The sequence below is a fragment of the Cryobacterium sp. Y29 genome (assembly GCF_002929825.1).
Lineage (GTDB): Bacteria > Actinomycetota > Actinomycetes > Actinomycetales > Microbacteriaceae > Cryobacterium.
On record NZ_PJJN01000037.1, the window covers coordinates 204321 to 221574 of the forward strand.

The following is a 17254-nucleotide window of genomic DNA, read 5'->3' on the forward strand; positions in this document are numbered from 1 at the left end:
GCTTCGCCGTTCGTCTCGTCCCGGGCCGCGCCAGAAGTGGAGGATGCTGGGGTGGACTGTGCCTTGCTGGGCATTATTTCGCCTGTCGTCGGGTTTTCGGACTGATCTGCGGGCACGGGCTCGTTCTGCTCCTGGGAATTAGTTTTTCCGGATAGATCGACCATCATGCACCTCCTATCGATCCAGCGTATCGGAAGATACACCCGGGGCGACCCTCGGCAATCGAATCACCCGCATCGTTTCACTGGCGTAGACGATGCCGGCCCACCAGTACAGAAAAGCGCCCCACAGGCCAAACGCCCACCCCACCGGCTGCGACCACCATTCCAGTTGCGGAAAGGCCTGCCCGAGCATGATCATCGGCAGTGCGTAGAACAGGCAGAAGGTAGCAACCTTGCCCAGGTGGTGCACTGGCAGCGGGCCAAACCCAAAACTGGCGAGGATGACCCCCAAAGCCAGTAGAAAGATGTCGCGTCCAACTACGACCAGCACAATCCACCACGGAACCAGATCACGCCAGGCAAGCCCGATCAGAGCGGCAAAGATATAGAGGCGATCGGCGGCCGGATCCAGCAGCTGCCCGAGACGAGTGATCTGGTTCCAGCGCCGCGCAAGAAAACCGTCGAGCCAGTCGGTGACACTGGAGATGCTGAGCACGACCAAGGCCCAAGCATCTTCTCCCTGAACAAGGAGCACGAGAAAAACCGGCACCAGCACCAGCCGCAGAAAGCTCAGCACATTGGGTAAGGTCAGCACCCGGTCGCTCACCACCTCGTTCGCTGCCCCGGTCACGGTTCGAGTCTATCGAATGGGCTAGATTCAGCCGAGCCGCCCCCGCAGGGCGGGCCAGCTGGCGGCAAAACCAGGATGGAGGGTGAGGAGGTCGACGGTATCGGCCGACACCCAGCGCAAGGCGATGCTCTCCTGATCGCTGATGACGGGTACAAATTCCTCAGTCGCCTCCACGACAACAGTGGTGTACGACCAGAATCCCAGGTCGAGCAGAGATGTGAATTTAACCTCCACCAAGTGGGCTGGCACGCCGGCTTCCTCCCTGGCTTCGCGCAGGGCGGCGTTGATCGCGGTTTCGTTTTCGTGGCGGGCACCACCGGGCAGCCCCCAGGTGTCGCCGAAATGGCTCCACAGCGCGCGGTGCTGCAGCAACACACCCAAGCGGGGGTGGTGCACGAGTAGTCCGGCGGCACCGAATCGGCCCCAGAATTTGCGGCCGTCTGGAGCGTGCACCCACGCATCACCGCTGTCCCGGTTGGGGCTGGTTGGGGGGATCGCAGCCCCGTGCACGCTGCTTGCATCGACACCCGAACTGTCAGTCATGCACCAAGCATGCCCCACACGTGCCCCAGATGCATGCGAAACATCGTCCGGTGTTCTAGATCGACATGATTGCGTGCACCGGCGCAGTGCCGAGCCGTTCACGGCCGTGCAGGTCGGTGAGCTCGAGCACGACACCGACTCCGGCGAGGGTGTAGCCGGCCCGCTCGATGAGGCGGCTCGTGGCTGCAATGGTGCCGCCGGTGGCGAGCACATCGTCAAGGATGAGCACGCGGGTACCGGCCGAAAGCTGCCCGACTTCGAGTTCGAGCCGAGCCGAGCCGTACTCCAGGTCGTATTCTTCGATCAAGACAGTGCCAGGCAATTTGCCGCCCTTGCGCACGGCCAGAACGGCCGCATTGGCCGCGTAGCCGACGGCGGCGGCCAGGAGGAAGCCGCGTGCTTCGATGCCGGCTACAGCGTCGAACTGCCCGCGGTGCTGATCAGCGAGGTCATCGATGATCGCACGAAAAGCGACGGCATCGGCAAAGACCGGGTTGAGGTCGCGGAACAGAATGTTCGGCTGCGGAAAGTCAGGATAGGAGGCCAGTAAAGCCTCGACGTGGGCGGCGGCCGATGACGGCGAAGCGTTGGGTGCAGAGAGATGAGTCACTGATTCATCTTAAGCGGCACTGGTGTCAGTGGCAGACCGGCCGTCAGGACTCGACAGACTGCTCGATGGTGGTCGCTTCGGAACGTGGCATGACGGCGATGGCGCTCATTGCTTCGAGAAAATGCACCACGGCTGCCTGTTGGTCGGCCGTGAGATCGAGCGCGATCTTCATCAGCTGCTTGTGGGTGCCCGACAGCGCGCGTCGCATCTGGATGTGCGATGCCTGCGTGGCGTACAGCCGCTGGGCACGACCGTCGTTTGGATTCACCTCGCGGCGAATGTGGCCGGAGGCCGTGAGCCTGGAGAGGAGTTTTGCCGTGGCGGCAGTTGAGATATTCAAGAATTCGCTCAAATGCTTCGGGCTGGCAACCCGGCTCTGGCGTTCGCAGGCGATGAGATGACGAATGGCCATCAGGTCGGTTTCGTTGATGCGCATGTCATTCTGGGCATGACGACGCAGCGCGGCGTCAGCAACTCGGAACCGGCGCACGGCACGTAAAACGTCCATTGCCGAAGAAACTCCAGCATTCTTCGGGTCGTACCAGTACATCTCTGGTTCTGGAGGGATACTCTCTTTCTGGAACATATACCCATGGTAACGTGGGGAGTCGCTAACCTGGTTAGTTATTCTAATCATGGCCAGGTTGAACCGGGAAGGGGAGCCAGCGTGGAGACCGCAAACGCTCTTGATGAACACGTTATCCTTCTCGATGAGAAGGGGCGTCACATCGGCACCGCGCCGAAGTACAGCGTGCACGGGTTTGACACCGCGCTTCACCTGGCCTTCTCCTGCTACGTCCTCAACCCGCTCGGTGAGGTGCTGGTCACCCGCCGTGCGCTGACGAAGAAGGCGTGGCCGGGAGTGTGGACCAACTCGGTCTGTGGGCATCCGCTGCCCACTGAGCCGCCGACGCACGCTGTCACCCGCCGGGCCGACTATGAACTCGGGCTCGAGCTCGACAATATCCACCTCGCCCTCCCCCTGTTCCGGTACCGTGCCACCGATAGTGGCGGCATTGTCGAAAACGAAATCTGCCCGGTTTACCTCGCCACAACCCTGCAGGAACCAACGCCGAACCCGGACGAGGTCGCCGAATACGCCTGGACTCGACCGGCGGACCTGTCCCGTGCGGTTACGGATGCCCCCTGGGCGTTCAGTCCGTGGATGGTGCTCCAAATGCAGCAGCTGGACAATTTTCGTGCTTGACACCGTTGCGGCGGGCGTCGAAACCGAACTAGCCCGTTTTTTCGCGGCGGCACGGCTACGTGCGAGTGACTACGGCGAACACTATGTTGCTCTGTGGGATTCTCTGGAGCAGGCCAGTAGCGGCGGCAAACGGGTACGGCCAGCCCTGGTGCTCGCGGCCTATGCCGGTTTCGGTGGGCGCGATCAGGCCCTCGTGTCACCGGTCGCGGTGAGCTTTGAACTGCTGCACACGGCGTTTCTGATTCATGACGACGTGATCGACCACGACCTGGCCCGGCGCGGAGTCGCCAACATCGCCGGACGGTTCACGGACCGCGCTCTGGCGCACGGAGCCTCCGTTGACCAAGCCGGCGTCTGGGCGGCCGCTGCGGCCATCCTCGCCGGCGACCTCGCGTTGAGTGAAGCGCATCGCGCGCTGGCAAAACTGCCGCTCGACGTGCCCACCCGGCTGCGGCTGGTTGACCTGCTCGACCGAGCGGTCTTCGTCTCGGCCGCCGGGGAGTTGGCCGACGTCACCAACAGCTCTGCGGGGCATCCGCTCACCATGGCCGAGGTCATCGCCACGCTGGAGAACAAGACCGCGGTGTACTCCTTTGAAGCACCATTGCAGGCGGGGGCCGTGCTGGCCGGCGCGTCGGCCGAGGCGATTCGCCTGCTCGGACAATACGGACGCCTCGTCGGGGTGGCGTTTCAGCTCACCGACGATCTGCTCGGGGTGTTCGGCGACCCCGTCAAGACCGGCAAGAGTGTCACCGCCGACCTGCGCGAAGGCAAACAGACCGCTCTGATCGCCCATGCCGGCGGTACCGAAAGCTGGTCGCTGATCGCGCCCTATCTCGGCAAAGTCGATCTCAGCGAAGAGGAGGCCGAACGGGCGCGGGAGCACCTGCGTGCGTGCGGTGCGAAAGCTGCCGCTGAGGGGCTTGCCTACGACCATTCCCGCCTGGCGGTCGAAACGCTTAGCCCGGCAGTCATTCCGGCAAACCTGCGAGCGACCCTGATCGAGCTGGCCGAGGCCGCCGTGAATCGGGCCCGCTAGTGAGCCAGCGCATCAGCCACCAGCCAGCCGTGCCCCCGCGAACGCGCTCTGACACGAATCTGAACAAGTACGCGCAGACGGCGCAGGCCAGCTCGACGACGGTGATCGGACATTACTCCACGTCATTCGGACTCGCCGCTCGGCTGTTGACGGCCGAGGTGCGCACACCGGTACGCACGATCTATGCCCTGGTACGCATTGCCGACGAGATCGTCGACGGAGCTGCCGCCGAGGCCGGCGTCTCGGTTGCTGAACAGCGACAGCTGCTCGACGAGCTCGAACTCGAGACCGAGCGCGCGATCGTGCGCGGCTACAGCACCAATCTCGTGGTGCACGCTTTCGCAGCGACGGCCCGGCAATGCGGCATCGACTCCACCCTGATCGCGCCCTTTTTCGCATCGATGCGCCGCGATCTTGATCCGACCCCGTTTAGCGCGGAAGGCGTCGCCGAATACATTTACGGCTCCGCGGAAGTGATCGGGCTCATGTGCCTGCGCTGTTTCGTGCACTGGTGCCCCCGTAAGGCCACCGAACTCGCCGTGCTTGAAGATGGCGCACGCCACCTCGGCGCTGCCTTTCAGAAGATCAACTTTCTGCGTGACCTGTCGTGTGATCGCGAGACGCTCGGCCGCAACTACTTTCCGGGGATCGATCCGCTGAACCTCAACGACGAGCAGAAGACCGTGATCCTCGACGACATCGACGCCGATTTGGCCATTGCCAGCGCCGTTCTGCCGTTGCTGCCGCCCGGTTGCCGGCGGGCCGTGGCCGCGGCGCAGGGGCTCTTCACTCGATTGTCCAAACGGTTGCGGTCGACCCCGGCCGATCAGTTATTGCGCTCCCGCGTTCGGGTGCCGGATGGAGAGAAACTTATGATCGCACTGACTTCGAGCATCGGCCCCGGCGCGTGGAAGCGATGACACGCACCATTGTGATCGGCGGCGGTATCGCCGGTCTGGCCAGCGCCGCCCTGCTGGCCCGCGAAGGCCACGACGTCACGCTGCTGGAATCCCAGGCAGAACTCGGCGGGCGCGCCGGACTGTGGGAAACGGAGGGATTCCGTTTCGACACCGGCCCGTCGTGGTACTTGATGCCCGAGGTTTTCGAGCACTTCTACCGCCTGTTCGGCACGAGCGCGGCGGAGCAGCTCGACCTCGTGAAACTGGATCCCGGCTACCGGGTGCTCTTTGAGGGCGATGCCCAGCCGGTTGATATTCGCAGCGACCGCGCCTTGAACATCCGCTTGTTCGAGTCGGTGCAACCGGGGGCCGGCCAGGCGCTCGATCGCTACCTCGACTCAGCCGCCGAAACCTACGACATGGCCGTGAAACGGTTTCTGTACTCGAGCTTCGAGTCGTTCCAACCTTTTCTGGTACCCGACGTGCTGCGGCGCTTGGTGCGATTGGCTCGACTGCTGCTGCAGCCACTCGACAAGTTCATCGCCGGGTATGTGCGGGATCCGCGACTGCGGCAGATTCTCGGGTACCCGGCCGTTTTCCTGGGGTCCGCACCGAACCTGACACCGTCGATGTATCACTTGATGAGCCATCTGGACCTCGCCGACGGGGTGCTCTACCCGCAGGGCGGCTTCAGCACGCTGATCGAGAGCATCGCCGCGATCGCCCGTGCCGAAGGGGTACGAATTATCACCGAAGCGCGAGTGAGCGCCATTCGGGTCAGCGCCGACAAGGCGGTGCACGGGGTCAGTTACATCGATGGCGCCGGACAACCGCACGACCTCGACGCCGACATCGTGGTGTCGTCTGCTGACCTGCACCATACCGAGACCGAGCTGGTTCCCTCCGAGCTGCAGACCTATCCGGAGCGTTGGTGGGACAAACGTATGTCGGGTCCCGGCGCCGTGCTGGTCATGCTCGGCGTGAACGGCGCACTGCCCCAGCTGCAGCACCACTCCTTGTTTTTCACGACCGACTGGGGCACGAACTTCGGGCAGATCTTCGGCAAGAAGACCTCCGTACCGTCCCCGGCATCGCTGTACGTCTGCATGCCGAGTGCGACCGACCCCTCGGTCGCACCTGCCGGCGACAGCAACCTGTTCATACTGGTACCCGTACCGGCCGATGTGACGCTCGGTGCTGGAGGAATCAACGGCGCCGGTTCAGCCACGATCGAGCTCATAGCGGATGCCGCCATCGCGCAGGTCGCCCAGTGGGCCGGCATACCCGACCTCGCCGAACGCGTCACGGTGCGACGCACAGTCGGCCCGGCCGATTTCGCCGACGACCTGAACAGCTGGAAGGGCGGCGCCCTGGGCCCAGCGCACACCCTGCGGCAAAGTGCCTTCCTGCGCGGAACGAACATGTCTAGGAAGATTGCCGGCCTGTACTACGCCGGTGGCACCACCATCCCCGGTATCGGCCTGCCGATGTGCCTGATCAGCGCAGAAATCTTACTCAAGCGGATTCGACATGACACAACGACGGAACCGCTCGCCGAACCGCTGCCGGCGCGCCGCCTTGGCCCCGACGCGGCCCCAGCGGAGTCCGCGCACAGGCGGTCGTGAGCGTTCTATACCTGCTGGTACTGCTTGTTTCGCTCGGAGGCATGACAGTGCTGGATTGGCGCTTCCGCCTCTTCTTCTGGTGCTCGCCCCTCCGGGCCACCCTCGTGCTCGGCACCGGAGTGCTGTTCTTTCTGCTCTGGGACCTCGCCGGTATCGGCCTCGGCATCTTCTACCGGGGTGAGACCACGCTGATGACCGGCGTGCAGCTGGCGCCGGAATTGCCGCTCGAGGAATTCTTCTTTCTGACCTTTCTTTGCTATCTCACCATGAATCTCGTGCAGGCTACCCGACTCGTACTGGCGCGGCGGGCAGCGCAATGACGTATCTTGTGTTGAATGCGGCCTTTCTCATCGTTGCGGCGCTGGTAGCCGTCGTGGCAGTGAAGCGCCGGCTCATCTCGGTCCGTTTCGTCTCAGCCGTGGCTGCTGCGCTCACGCTCACCCTGCTGCTGACGGCCGTGTTCGATAACCTGATGATTGGAGCTGGGCTGTTCAGCTACGACCCGGAGCATATTTCGGGGGTGTTGATCGGTCTCGCCCCGATCGAAGATTTTGCCTACCCACTGGCCGCGGCGATTCTGCTTCCGGCTCTGTGGGTGATTTCGGGCGGTACCAGGTTAGGACGAACGGATGACTGAGCAGGTCAGCATGGCACGAGGGAAGACCCGGCAGGTCGTGCTGTCGTCGCGGCCTCTCAGCTGGGTCAACACGGCATTCCCGTTTGCCGCCGCGTACGTGGTGACCACCGGGCGCATCGACGCGATGCTGATCGTGGGCACGCTGTTCTTTCTCATTCCCTACAACCTGCTCATGTACGGCATCAACGATGTCTTCGACTACGAGTCGGATTTGCGCAATCCACGAAAAGGCGGGGCTGAGGGCGCACTGCTGCACCCTGCGCTGCACCGAACAGTCATCGCTGCGGGGGTCGTTTCGTCGGTGATTGTGGGCGGGGCGATGGTCGTGTTGGCGGGGGCGGCGCATCCGCTTTCCTGGGTCGTGATCACCGTCAGCCTGTTCGCCGTCGTGGCCTACTCAGTGTCCGGGCTGCGGTTCAAGGAACGGCCCGTTCTGGATTCGATTACCTCCAGCACCCACTTTGTCAGCCCCGCCGTGTATGGGCTCGCGGTGGCCGGCGCCACCGTCAACTTCGGCCTGATCGCCCTGCTCGCGGCATTCTTTCTATGGGGAATGGCCAGCCACGCCTTCGGCGCGGTGCAGGACATCGAGCCCGACCGCCAGGCCGGGATTGCGTCGATCGCCACCGCGCTCGGCGCCTCGCCGACCGTGCGGCTCGCGATCACGTTCTGGGCCGTGGCCGGCCTGTTCATGCTCGCTACACCCTGGCCGGGGCCGCTCGCGGCGGTGCTATCCGCTCCCTACATTCTGGCAGTGCTGCCGTTTTGGTCGGTCAGTGACGCAGAGTCGGAGCTTGCGAACCGGGGCTGGAAACGTTTTCTGTGGCTCAATTTCTTCACCGGTTTTCTCTCGACGCTGCTGCTGATCATTTGGACGCGGCAGGGCGCCTGAGCGTTTGATTCGACCTCTTTCTATTACAGTGAACAGATGGAGCTAACGTCTGCCCGCGTCGACAGTTGGAGCTGGGGAGTGCGCCTGTACAAAACCCGCTCGATGGCCACGACCGCCTGCCGCGCCGGACATGTGCGGGTGAACGGCGACAAGGCCAAGGCCGCCCAGGCCCTGCATATCGGCGATGAGGTGCGAGTGCGCTTTGATGGTTTCGACCGGGTTCTGATCGTGTCACGCCTCGTGGTGAAACGGGTAGGAGCCGTTGTGGCCGCCGAATGCTACGTGGATAAGACTCCCCCGCGACCGCCACGCGAAGAGTTAGCTCTGGTACCTATGCGCGATCGCGGCGCCGGGCGGCCGACCAAACGTGAACGCCGGGAGATTGATGAGCTGCGCGGGCACGTCAACGAGTGACGCTGACCGCGACGCGGCTACGGCTATGCTGGGGGCTGCGAAACCGGCAGGGGGGCAGCTACCGGTCCTGCCGGCACGACCTCCGGCTGCGACGGTTTGAGCCGCGCCTCGGCCTGGGACTGATGCGATTGCGCCGCCTGCAAGGCCGCGAGCATGCCGAGGGATCGTTTGATGCGGTCCTCGGCGTTCTCGTCGACGTGGCTCGCCGCCATGTTGGCCTCGATGACCGCACGCAGCACTTCGTCGCGCTGAATCTTCACCCCGCGCGGGGCGTCGATTCCGATGCGCACGCTGTCTCCGCGCGCGTCAAGCACGGTGACGACGATGTCGTCACCGATGAGGATTTTTTCCCCGGGTTTGCGTGTCAGGACCAGCATTGTTCAAGCCTATCCTTTAGGCCTACCCCGGACGTGCCGCCCGTCGGCCGCTCGGCGGTGCGGCCACGCGACCGTCCATCCATTCCACGGGAAGCCCGAACGACTCCACGGTGGCGGGCGAGGTCGTGAAGTGTCGTCCGATCGCAGCGACGGCATCGATCGGAACGGCCTCATTGACCATGTTCACCCAACGCGTGCTGTCCTCGCTCTTGCGTCCGGCATCCACGACGACCCAGACCTGGTCCGCGCCGATCGCCTCGAGCGCGGCGGCGCGGGCCACCCTGTCGGAGGCCGGGTCGACGCCGAAAGCGATGAAGGCGCTGTAGCCCGTCCCCACCCCGCGGGCACGGGCTGAGCGGGCGCTGCGCCGATCCTCCACCCGGTCGTGCCCGTCGACAGCGCCGCCGGCGTACACGTCACCACCCCCGGCGAGGCGTTGCATGAGGCGCGCGATACTGAGCGGGTCTTCGCTTAAACCGAGAATCAGTACGAGGTCGCCCGGCCGAGTGAGCGGTGCGGGAACCACCAGGGTGCTGACCGGGGTGCGCTGGGGTGCTGCCATGGTCGAGCCGCCCTCATCGGGGGGGCCGAAGGGGTCGCCGCCCGGCAGCGTCGACGGACGCGTGGTCGCGAAGGTCAGCTCATCCATGAGCGCGGCGAACCCGTCGGACGCCGTCGACAGCTGCGGGCCAGTGCGGGCGATCTCGTACTCGGCATCGTCGGCGTCGTCGAGCAAGGCCGCGATCCCGAGGCGCTTGTTCAGGTCGAGCCCGGAATAAGCCGACCGTCGGTGCGTGTCCGGCGCGGGCACCTCCACCGTGACCTCATAGTGTTGGCGAGCGAAAAAGCCGCGGATACCGCCGACGGTAACCCGTTCGGCGGCGATGATCACCGCATGCTTACCGTGCACGACCAGGACGCGCTCCTGGATCTCGCGCATGGTTGATCCCTCAAGCAGAAATCGAGTCGGTCCCACGAACCACACCTACCGTCTCAATGGTGACGTTCGCGGAGGTGACTTCCTGGTAGGACAGCACCGGCAGTCCGCCGGTCTGGGCCGAGACCAGCCGACGAATGGCCGGGCGCAGCGCCGGAGCGCAGACCAGCACGGCCGACAGCCCGCTCGCTTCGGCCGTGGCCACGGAGGTCCGCACGGAGGAGAGCACCACTTCGATGCGGGCCGGATCCATCAGAATCTGAGTTCCCTGGTCGGAGGGGCGCATGCCCTCGAGCATGCTCTGCTCCAGGGCGGGGTCGATCATGATCACGCGCAGCACCGAGCCGTCGAGGTATTGCGCCGTCAGCGCCGGTCCGAGGGCCATCCGGGCCGCCTCGATCAGGCCTTCCGGGTCATGCGACGTTTTCGCGCGCAGGGACAAGGCCTCGTAGATGCGGGGCAGGTCGTTGATCGGAATCTGCTCGATTAACAGTCCCTGCAACACCCGCTGCACCTCGGCGAGGGACAGCAAGCCGGGGATCAGGTCGTCGACCGAAGAGGGGTTGACCTGTTTGACCCCGTCGGTGAGCACCCGCACGTCTTCCCGGGTCAGCAGCCGAGCCGCGTTGGTCGTGATGATCGACGACAGGTGGGTCACCACGACGGAGACCCGGTCGATCACGGTGGCGCCGGTCATTTCGGCGCTGTGCCGCATTTCGCTCGGCACCCATTTTCCGGCGAGGCCGAACACGGGCTCCACGGTTTCGACTCCGGGCAGGGTCTCGAGAAAGTCACCGAGCGCGAGAACCTTGCCGGCCGGGGCGATTCCGCGGCCGTATTCGACGCCGGCGATGCGAATGACATAGGTCGACGAGGGCAGGTCGACGCTGTCACGAGTGCGCACCGGGGGCACCACGACGCCGAGATCCATGGCGATCTTGCGCCGCAGGCCGCGCACCCGGGCCAGCAAATCGTCGGAGGCACCCGAGACGATATCGACCAGGTCGGGAGCGAGCATGATCTCGAGGGCGTGCACGCGCATCTGCTCGATCAGGTCTTCGGTCGTGTCGGTCTTCGTGACGTTCTTCTCGGCTGCTTCGCTTGCGGCCGCCGTGGCGACGGTGCTCGCCTCGCGCACCTTCAGCCGTTGCGCGATCACGATGAGGATGCCGCCGACGATGAGGAACGGCAGCACCGGCATCCCGGGAATGAGCGCCATCAGAATGGCCGCTCCGCCGGCGATGACGAGGGCCACCCGCGACTGCGTCAGCTGAGCGGATGCCGTCGACCCGATGTCGGTCTCCGCGTTGGACCGGGTGACGATCATTCCGGTGGAGACGGCCATCAGCAGCGCGGGGATCTGGGTGACCAGGCCGTCGCCGATGGTGAGCAGCGCGTAGGTGTTGAGCGCGTCGCCGATATCCATGCCGCGCTGCAGCATGCCGATGGCGATGCCGCCGACCAGGTTGATGATGATGATGATGAGGCCGGCGATGGCGTCACCCTTGACGAACTTGGAAGCACCGTCCATGGCGCCGTAGAAGTCGGCTTCGGCGGAGACCTCGGCGCGGCGGGCCTTGGCCTCGGCGTCGGTGATCAGGCCGGCGCTCAGGTCGGCGTCGATAGCCATCTGCTTGCCGGGCATGGCGTCGAGGGTGAACCGCGCCCCGACCTCGGCCACCCGCTCGGCACCCTTGGTGACGACGACGAACTGGATGACCACAAGGATGAGGAAGATGACCGAGCCGATGATGATCGAGCCGCCGACGGCGACGTGGCCGAAGGCCTCGATGACCTGCCCGGCATAACCTTCGCCGAGGACCAGGCGAGTGGACGCGACGTTGAGACCGAGTCGAAACAGGGTCGCGACGAGCAGCAGCGACGGGAAGACCGAGAATTCCAACGGCTTCTTGACGAACATGGTCGTGAGCAGGGTGACCAGGCCGAGCATGATGTTGACGATGATGAGCATGTCGAGCAGGATCGCCGGGATGGGCACGACCAGCAACAGGATGATGCCGACCACGCCGACCGGAATGGCGAGCTTTGCGAGGTTCTTATTCACGTCAACGGCCTCCGGCTGTCTGGGTCTGGGTTGGGGTGTGGGTCTGACTTGCGGGCATCGGTCGTGCGGTGCCGAATGGTTGGGCTGCCATCGTGTGCACGCCCGTCCTGGTGCTGCCACGGGCCTTCAGCGCCATCACAAAGGCGAGCACCCGGGCCACCGCGTTGAACAAGTCGGCCGGGATCTCCTCGCCGATCTCACAGGCGGCGTGCAGGGCGCGAGCCAGGGGAATGTCCTGCACGATCGGCACCCGGTCGGTGTCGGCCTGCTCACGAATGCGCAGGGCGACGTGACCGAGTCCCTTCGCGACGACCCGTGGTGCTGAGCGGCCGGGTTCGTATTTGAGGGCCACGGCAACGTGAGTCGGGTTGACCAGCACGACGTCGGCATCCGCTACCGCAGAAATCATGCGATTGCGGCTCATCATGATCTGACGAGACCGGCGTTGGGATTTGATCAGCGGGTCGCCCTCGGCGGCCTTGTTCTCATCCTTGACTTCTTTCTTGGACATGCGGGTTTTCTTGCGGTTGCGCCGCATGACCACGAACACGTCGGCGGCGGCGAGCACGAGGCCGGCCACGACGGCGGCCTGCAGCAGGGAAGCAGCCCCGTCCGTCGCCGCGACCATCAGCTCCGACACTGGGAGTCCGCCCGCTGTCATGAGCACGGGCATCAGGCCCTGAATGATCATATACAGCACGATGCCGACGGCCGCGGTCTTGGCCAGAACCTTGACCCCCTCCCACAATGCTTGGCCGCCGAACACCCGCTTCAGGCCGGTGACAGGGTTGAACTGCTCGTATTTTCCGGTGAACTTCTTAAAGTGAATGCCGCCCTGCAGCGCCGCTCCAGCCAACACGACGACGACGACCACGACGAAAAACGGGGTCAGCACATCCACCATCGACATCAGGCCGTTTTCCATGGCCTGCAGGGCGACAGCGGGATCGGGAGTGGCGGCGAGGGTGTTGATCATGAACATCTGGTCGGTCCCCGCTGCTGCGCCACGCTCAATCGTGATGGGCAGCATGAGGCCTGCCGCGCCGACGCCGATCCAGGCGGTGATGTCCTGCGACTTGGAGAGCTGTCCCTTTTCACGCACCTCCTTCATGCGTTTCGGGGTGGCTAGTTCGGTCTTTTCGCCGGAATCTTCAGCCATTTTGTTCCACCCCCATGAGCGCGTCGAGGGCCTGCCCGGTGAGGGACGAGACAATCTGCGGGAGGGCGACAAACACGGTCGCCGCGAGGACGAGCGTGATGAGGATCTTAAGGGGGAACCCGAGCGCGAAGGCGTTGAGCGCCGGCGCGACGCGCGTGAGCAAGCCGAGGCCGGCATCCGCTAAAAAGAGCACGACGAGGAGCGGGCCGGCGATCTGCACGGCGGCGAGGAACATTTGGGATACCGCGGCGACGAGCGCCTGGGCGGGGTTGGCGAGAACGATGCCGCCGCCGAGCGGGAGTGCAGTGAAGCTGCGGGCCAGGCCACCGATGATGAGCTGGTAGGCGCCGGAGGCGAACATGAGGGCGAGAGCGGTCATCTGGAACAGGCGGGTGAACTGGGCGCCGTTGACCATGGACTGCGGGTCGAAGCCCTGCGCCATCTGGAATCCGCTGAACATGTCGATGAGGCCACCGGCGGACTGCACCGCGGCGAAGATGACGAAGACGAGGAAGCCGAGCACCGCCCCGACGAGGATTTCGAGCACGAGGGCGCCTATGAAGCCAGCGGTGTCTTGGGCGACGTAGCCGATCGTCGTGCGCGGCGACATGGCCAGGGCGAAGCCGACCGCGAGCATGCCCTTGATACGCAACGGAATGGCGTTGTAGGAGAACGGCGGGGCGATGACGATGAACGCCACCATGCGCACGCCGGAGAGCATGACAGCCTCGATCCAGGCGTAGTTGAAGACGAATTCCACTCAGCCACCGCCGAGGAGCGAGGGGATCTTTTCGAACATCTGGTTAGTGAAGGCCACCGATTCGGCGATCATCCAGTGGCCGCAGATCAGCAGGGCGAACGAGACCGCGATGGCCTTGGGCACGAAAGAGAGCGTGACTTCCTGAATCTGGGTGATCGACTGAAGCAGGGAGATGGCGAAGCCGACGACGAGGGCCGTGATGAGCATCGGCGCCGAGAGCTTGGCGGCGAGGATGAGGGCCTGCAGGCCGATGTCGAGAACAGCGTTGGTATTCATGTGACCATCTGGTAACTGCCGATGAGCGAGGTGATTATGAGTCCCCAGCCGTCGACGAGAATGAACAGCAAAATTTTGAAGGGCAGCGAGATCATGACGGGCGGGAGCATCATCATGCCCATGGACATGAGTGCTGCCGAGACCACGATGTCGATGACCAGGAACGGGATGAAGATGACGAAGCCGATGATGAACGCGGCGCGAAGTTCGGAGATCATGAACGCGGGAATGAGCGTCAACAGCGTCACGTCGTCGGGGTTGTCGGGGTTCGGCTGGTCGGCCGCGCGGGTCATCAGGGCGAGGTCTTCGCCCCGGGTGTTGGCCAGCATGAACTGCCGCAGCGGTTCGGAACCGAGGTTGAGGGCGTCGGTGAAGGTCATGATGCCGTCGAGGTAGGGCTGCAGGGCGACGCTGTTGATGTCGGTTAGCACGGGCGCCATGATGAACAGCGACAGGAACAGGGCCAGCCCGGCGAGCACCTGGTTTGGCGGGATCGACGGCAGGGCCAGGGCATTTCGGGTCATCGCGAGCACCACGAAGATCTTGGTGAAACTCGTCATCATGAGCAGCAGCGCCGGGGCGACAGAGAGCAGCGTGATTCCGAGCAGGGTGACGATCGCCGAGGACGGCGCGCCGTTCGGGCCGTTAATGTCGACGCTGAGGCCGCCGCCCCCGCTGTCGTCGGGGTTGGTCGGGTCGGTGGGCTCGGTCGGGTCGGTCGGTGTCGTGGGGTCGACCGTCACGGCATGGGAGGCGTGAGCGCCGAGCCACAGGAACACCGCGGTGAACACGATGACAAAGAGAATCAAGATGCCGACACGCGCGAAGCCGACGCGGTTGATCGGCCGCGCAGCAGCGGTCGCGTTCACCGGCCGTTCCGAAGGGCGGCGGCGGTTTGCGTCCAGGTGGCCGGCGACAGGATCGAACCGGCCAGACGGGAGGTCGGGGCGGCCTTGGGCGCTGACGTACCTTTGCGGCGCGGGCGGAATTCGAGCGTGGGGGCGAGGGTAGAGTTGGACGTGGCCGAGTTGAGGGACCGGGCGAACACGGTCGCGGAGGCCTCGGCGGTGTCGTTGACCGGAACCGGGGCGATGCCAAGGGCATCCGTTTGTATGGAGTCGTCGACGGGGCCGGTGCTGCCGTGCAGCACGCTCACGGCGTGCTCGGTGACGCCGAGGACCAGCCGCTGGCCGTCAACGTCCACGACGACGACGGATGCCTTCTGGCCGACATTCGCGCGGCCGACGACGGTGACGAGGTTCGCGGCGAGCTTGGCGCGCCCGCCCTTGACCAGGCGGCGCTGCAGGTACCAGAGTAGCCCGAACACCACCCCCAGCGAGAGGAGGACCCGCAAGGCGACGATGACCGTATCCACGTATTACAGGCCCTCGGCGACGTCGAGAATCTGGGTGATGCGTACGGCGTAGTCCTGGTCGACGACGACGATCTCGCCGTGGGCGATGAGGCGGCCGTTGAGCAGAATGTCGGCGGGGGCGCCGGCGGACCGGTCCAGTTCGATGACGGCGCCGGGCTCGAGGGAGAGCACATCGCGAACGGCCATGCGGGTGCGGCCGATCTCGACGGTCAGCGTCATCTCGACGTTGTTGATGCGGCCGAGGTTGCCAAGCACGGCCTTGTTGATGGTGGCCGCTCCCCCGCCGATGGTGCCGTTGGAGCGGAGACGGATCGCGAACCATCCGGTCACGACGCCGACGGCGCTGAGCTCGAACACCTGGGTATCGTCGGCCAGAAACAGGGTGGAGGCGTCTTCGACCCGCGAGTCGCCGAGCACGCCGATGCCGAGCACGCTCGCCGCGCTCTCCAGGGCCGGGCGGAGCACATCCTGGCTGGAAACCAGGGCGGGGGCGGCGCCGGACGCCGCGTCGAGCGAGGACGCATCCATGAGTACCACGGCCAGATCGGCGGAGCTGGACCCGACGAACGACGCCACCACGCTGGAACCGAACCGAGCGGAAAGTTCCGCGCTGCCACTGTGCGCGGTCGCGTGCAGGGGCACGGCGGTGGGCAGAACCCGCAGGAGCGCGTCGACGGCGGCTTCGGAGACAGACTGGGTGGAGATCATGAAGTACTTTCTTCGGTGTCGATGACGATGCAGGCGAGGCGGGAGCCGTTGGCTCCGACGGCCGCCCGGGCCAGGGACTGGCCTCCGACGGCGAGGTCAAGCGGACGATGCTTGGGATGCGGAATGGGGAGCACGTCGCCGACCATGAGCGACAGGATGCGGCTGGGCAGAACGCGGGCCGGGGTGAGGCGCAGGGCGACATCGACCGGCACGGCAGCGAGCTGGGCCTGCAGGTATTCGGCCGAGTTCGTGGTGATGCGCATCGGGTTGGCTTCCCCGAGCTGCGGCATGAGTGCCGCGGCGGGAATGGCGAGCGTCGAAGTGGTGGTGTTGCGTTCGATACGAATCGAGAAGGTCGCTACGATCATCAGGTCGGCCGGGGCGGCGGCCTGGGCGAACTGCGAGTTGTACTGGATCCCATCGACGGCGAAGTCGTTCACCAGGAGCGGACCGAACGAGTAGCGCAGATCCTCGAGCGCCTCGGTCATCATCTGGCGCATGAGCGCGAGTTCGATCGGGGTGAAGTTGCGTTCGGACGGAATCAGCTGGGATCCGTTGCCGCCGAGCATGTGGTTCACCCAGGTCAGTCCGGTCACCGTCGGCAGTTGGATCACCGACTTGGCGTCGAGCGCTGCGATCGTGCAGAGCACCATGGCCGTCTTGGATGGCAGCGATGCGGCGTACTCGTCGTAGGTCAGCATGAGCACCTGATCGCAGGTGATCGTGCAGAGCGCACGAACCCGCGCGGTGATTTGAGTGCCCCACTGGCGGGCGAAAGTCTCGAAGGCGAGTTCAAGGACGCGGGCATGATCCCGCGCCAATGTCGTCGGTCGGCGGAAGTCATATAACTCCACCGACTTTGGCGCTTTAATGGGCGCAATTATTTGATTTTGTTCCTGGACCGTCACGTTGACACTGTCGGTCGCCTGGTGCGCTTCG

22 protein-coding genes are annotated in these 17254 nt (G+C 64.8%); 8 read left to right on the forward strand and 14 right to left on the reverse strand.

Annotated elements, in window-relative coordinates; all coding sequences use genetic code 11:
- Positions 1 to 174 precede the first annotated feature (174 nt).
- Genes CXY74_RS15945 through CXY74_RS15960 form a run of 4 tightly spaced genes read right to left on the reverse strand, consistent with a single transcriptional unit; the run spans position 175 to position 2495 of the window.
- The gene (locus tag CXY74_RS15945; RefSeq protein ID WP_233193460.1) at positions 175 to 792 is read right to left on the reverse strand and encodes a CDP-alcohol phosphatidyltransferase family protein; all 618 of its coding nucleotides are present in this window, start codon (positions 790 to 792) and stop codon (positions 175 to 177) included.
- Between the two features lie 27 nt (positions 793 to 819).
- Entirely contained in the window at positions 820 to 1335 is a 516-nt protein-coding gene (locus CXY74_RS15950; protein ID WP_104201329.1) for an NUDIX domain-containing protein, read from the reverse strand.
- A 55-nt stretch (positions 1336 to 1390) separates the two neighbouring features.
- Entirely contained in the window at positions 1391 to 1945 is a 555-nt protein-coding gene (locus CXY74_RS15955) for an adenine phosphoribosyltransferase (protein WP_104201330.1), read from the reverse strand.
- Positions 1946 to 1988: 43 nt separating this feature from the next.
- A complete protein-coding gene (locus CXY74_RS15960) occupies positions 1989 to 2495 on the reverse strand; it encodes a MarR family winged helix-turn-helix transcriptional regulator (protein ID WP_104201331.1) in 507 nt (168 codons plus the stop codon).
- A gap of 117 nt (positions 2496 to 2612) precedes the next feature.
- Here CXY74_RS15960 and idi point away from each other — a divergent pair, with 117 nt between their 5' ends.
- Genes idi through CXY74_RS16000 form a run of 8 tightly spaced genes read left to right on the forward strand, consistent with a single transcriptional unit; the run spans position 2613 to position 8658 of the window.
- A complete protein-coding gene (gene idi / locus CXY74_RS15965) occupies positions 2613 to 3152 on the forward strand; it encodes an isopentenyl-diphosphate Delta-isomerase (RefSeq protein ID WP_233193461.1) in 540 nt (179 codons plus the stop codon).
- A complete protein-coding gene (locus CXY74_RS15970) occupies positions 3145 to 4191 on the forward strand; it encodes a polyprenyl synthetase family protein (RefSeq protein WP_158252381.1) in 1047 nt (348 codons plus the stop codon). Before idi ends, CXY74_RS15970 begins: the two co-directional genes overlap by 8 nt.
- Positions 4191 to 5111, forward strand: coding sequence for a squalene/phytoene synthase family protein (locus tag CXY74_RS15975; RefSeq protein ID WP_233193462.1), 921 nt, complete (start codon positions 4191 to 4193; stop codon positions 5109 to 5111). The genes CXY74_RS15970 and CXY74_RS15975 overlap by 1 nt, the downstream gene beginning before the upstream one ends.
- Entirely contained in the window at positions 5108 to 6715 is a 1608-nt protein-coding gene (gene crtI, locus CXY74_RS15980; RefSeq protein WP_104201334.1) for a phytoene desaturase family protein, read from the forward strand. The genes CXY74_RS15975 and crtI overlap by 4 nt, the downstream gene beginning before the upstream one ends.
- Complete coding sequence (locus CXY74_RS15985; RefSeq protein WP_104201335.1) at positions 6712 to 7035, forward strand: lycopene cyclase domain-containing protein; 324 nt, start codon at positions 6712 to 6714, stop codon at positions 7033 to 7035. The genes crtI and CXY74_RS15985 overlap by 4 nt, the downstream gene beginning before the upstream one ends.
- Positions 7032 to 7352, forward strand: a complete 321-nt coding sequence (locus tag CXY74_RS15990) for a lycopene cyclase domain-containing protein (protein WP_104201336.1) — start codon at positions 7032 to 7034, stop codon at positions 7350 to 7352. Before CXY74_RS15985 ends, CXY74_RS15990 begins: the two co-directional genes overlap by 4 nt.
- Positions 7345 to 8244 (forward strand): prenyltransferase, encoded by a 900-nt coding sequence (locus CXY74_RS15995; RefSeq protein ID WP_233193463.1) that lies wholly within the window; start codon positions 7345 to 7347, stop codon positions 8242 to 8244. Before CXY74_RS15990 ends, CXY74_RS15995 begins: the two co-directional genes overlap by 8 nt.
- Positions 8245 to 8280: 36 nt before the next feature.
- The gene (locus CXY74_RS16000) at positions 8281 to 8658 is read left to right on the forward strand and encodes an RNA-binding S4 domain-containing protein (protein ID WP_104201337.1); all 378 of its coding nucleotides are present in this window, start codon (positions 8281 to 8283) and stop codon (positions 8656 to 8658) included.
- A 23-nt stretch (positions 8659 to 8681) separates the two neighbouring features.
- Here the strand turns inward: CXY74_RS16000 and csrA are convergent, their stop codons facing one another.
- The 10 genes from csrA to CXY74_RS16050 are packed head-to-tail and all read right to left on the reverse strand — an operon-like array spanning position 8682 to position 17223.
- Positions 8682 to 9035 carry a carbon storage regulator CsrA gene (gene csrA / locus CXY74_RS18470; RefSeq protein WP_104201338.1) on the reverse strand — a complete coding sequence of 118 codons (354 nt, stop codon included), beginning with the start codon at positions 9033 to 9035 and terminating at the stop codon, positions 8682 to 8684.
- Positions 9036 to 9057: 22 nt separating this feature from the next.
- Positions 9058 to 9975, reverse strand: coding sequence for a hypothetical protein (locus tag CXY74_RS16010; RefSeq protein ID WP_104201339.1), 918 nt, complete (start codon positions 9973 to 9975; stop codon positions 9058 to 9060).
- Between the two features lie 10 nt (positions 9976 to 9985).
- Positions 9986 to 12037, reverse strand: a complete 2052-nt coding sequence (locus CXY74_RS16015; protein WP_104201340.1) for a flagellar biosynthesis protein FlhA — start codon at positions 12035 to 12037, stop codon at positions 9986 to 9988.
- A gap of 1 nt (position 12038) precedes the next feature.
- Positions 12039 to 13196: a flagellar biosynthesis protein FlhB gene (locus CXY74_RS16020; RefSeq protein ID WP_104201341.1), complete on the reverse strand. Its 1158-nt coding sequence runs from the start codon at positions 13194 to 13196 to the stop codon at positions 12039 to 12041.
- Complete coding sequence (locus CXY74_RS16025; RefSeq protein WP_370446167.1) at positions 13189 to 13956, reverse strand: flagellar biosynthetic protein FliR; 768 nt, start codon at positions 13954 to 13956, stop codon at positions 13189 to 13191. Before CXY74_RS16025 ends, CXY74_RS16020 begins: the two co-directional genes overlap by 8 nt.
- Complete coding sequence (gene fliQ, locus CXY74_RS16030) at positions 13957 to 14232, reverse strand: flagellar biosynthesis protein FliQ (protein ID WP_104201342.1); 276 nt, start codon at positions 14230 to 14232, stop codon at positions 13957 to 13959.
- Positions 14229 to 15044, reverse strand: coding sequence for a flagellar type III secretion system pore protein FliP (gene fliP, locus CXY74_RS16035; RefSeq protein WP_104201555.1), 816 nt, complete (start codon positions 15042 to 15044; stop codon positions 14229 to 14231). The genes fliQ and fliP overlap by 4 nt, the downstream gene beginning before the upstream one ends.
- 53 nt (positions 15045 to 15097) lie before the next feature.
- On the reverse strand, positions 15098 to 15607 hold the full coding sequence (locus tag CXY74_RS16040) for a flagellar biosynthetic protein FliO (protein ID WP_104201343.1): 510 nt from the start codon (positions 15605 to 15607) through the stop codon (positions 15098 to 15100).
- Between the two features lie 3 nt (positions 15608 to 15610).
- Entirely contained in the window at positions 15611 to 16315 is a 705-nt protein-coding gene (fliN, locus tag CXY74_RS16045) for a flagellar motor switch protein FliN (protein WP_104201344.1), read from the reverse strand.
- A complete protein-coding gene (locus CXY74_RS16050; protein ID WP_255409551.1) occupies positions 16312 to 17223 on the reverse strand; it encodes a flagellar motor switch protein FliM in 912 nt (303 codons plus the stop codon). Before CXY74_RS16050 ends, fliN begins: the two co-directional genes overlap by 4 nt.
- Positions 17224 to 17254: the final 31 nt, after the last annotated feature.

Bases quoted from the DNA above. Each gene is read 5' to 3' on its own strand.
- CXY74_RS15950 (WP_104201329.1), bottom strand. From the start codon at position 1,335: ATGACTGACAGTTCGGGTGTCGATGCAAGCAGCGTGCACGGGGCTGCG.
- CXY74_RS15960 (WP_104201331.1), bottom strand. From the start codon at position 2,495: ATGTACTGGTACGACCCGAAGAATGCTGGAGTTTCTTCGGCAATGGAC.
- crtI (WP_104201334.1), top strand. From the start codon at position 5,108: ATGACACGCACCATTGTGATCGGCGGCGGTATCGCCGGTCTGGCCAGC.
- CXY74_RS15990 (WP_104201336.1), top strand. From the start codon at position 7,032: ATGACGTATCTTGTGTTGAATGCGGCCTTTCTCATCGTTGCGGCGCTG.
- CXY74_RS15995 (WP_233193463.1), top strand. From the start codon at position 7,345: ATGACTGAGCAGGTCAGCATGGCACGAGGGAAGACCCGGCAGGTCGTG.
- CXY74_RS16000 (WP_104201337.1), top strand. From the start codon at position 8,281: ATGGAGCTAACGTCTGCCCGCGTCGACAGTTGGAGCTGGGGAGTGCGC.
- csrA (WP_104201338.1), bottom strand. From the start codon at position 9,035: ATGCTGGTCCTGACACGCAAACCCGGGGAAAAAATCCTCATCGGTGAC.
- CXY74_RS16010 (WP_104201339.1), bottom strand. From the start codon at position 9,975: ATGCGCGAGATCCAGGAGCGCGTCCTGGTCGTGCACGGTAAGCATGCG.
- CXY74_RS16020 (WP_104201341.1), bottom strand. From the start codon at position 13,196: ATGGCTGAAGATTCCGGCGAAAAGACCGAACTAGCCACCCCGAAACGC.
- fliQ (WP_104201342.1), bottom strand. From the start codon at position 14,232: ATGAATACCAACGCTGTTCTCGACATCGGCCTGCAGGCCCTCATCCTC.
- fliN (WP_104201344.1), bottom strand. From the start codon at position 16,315: ATGATCTCCACCCAGTCTGTCTCCGAAGCCGCCGTCGACGCGCTCCTG.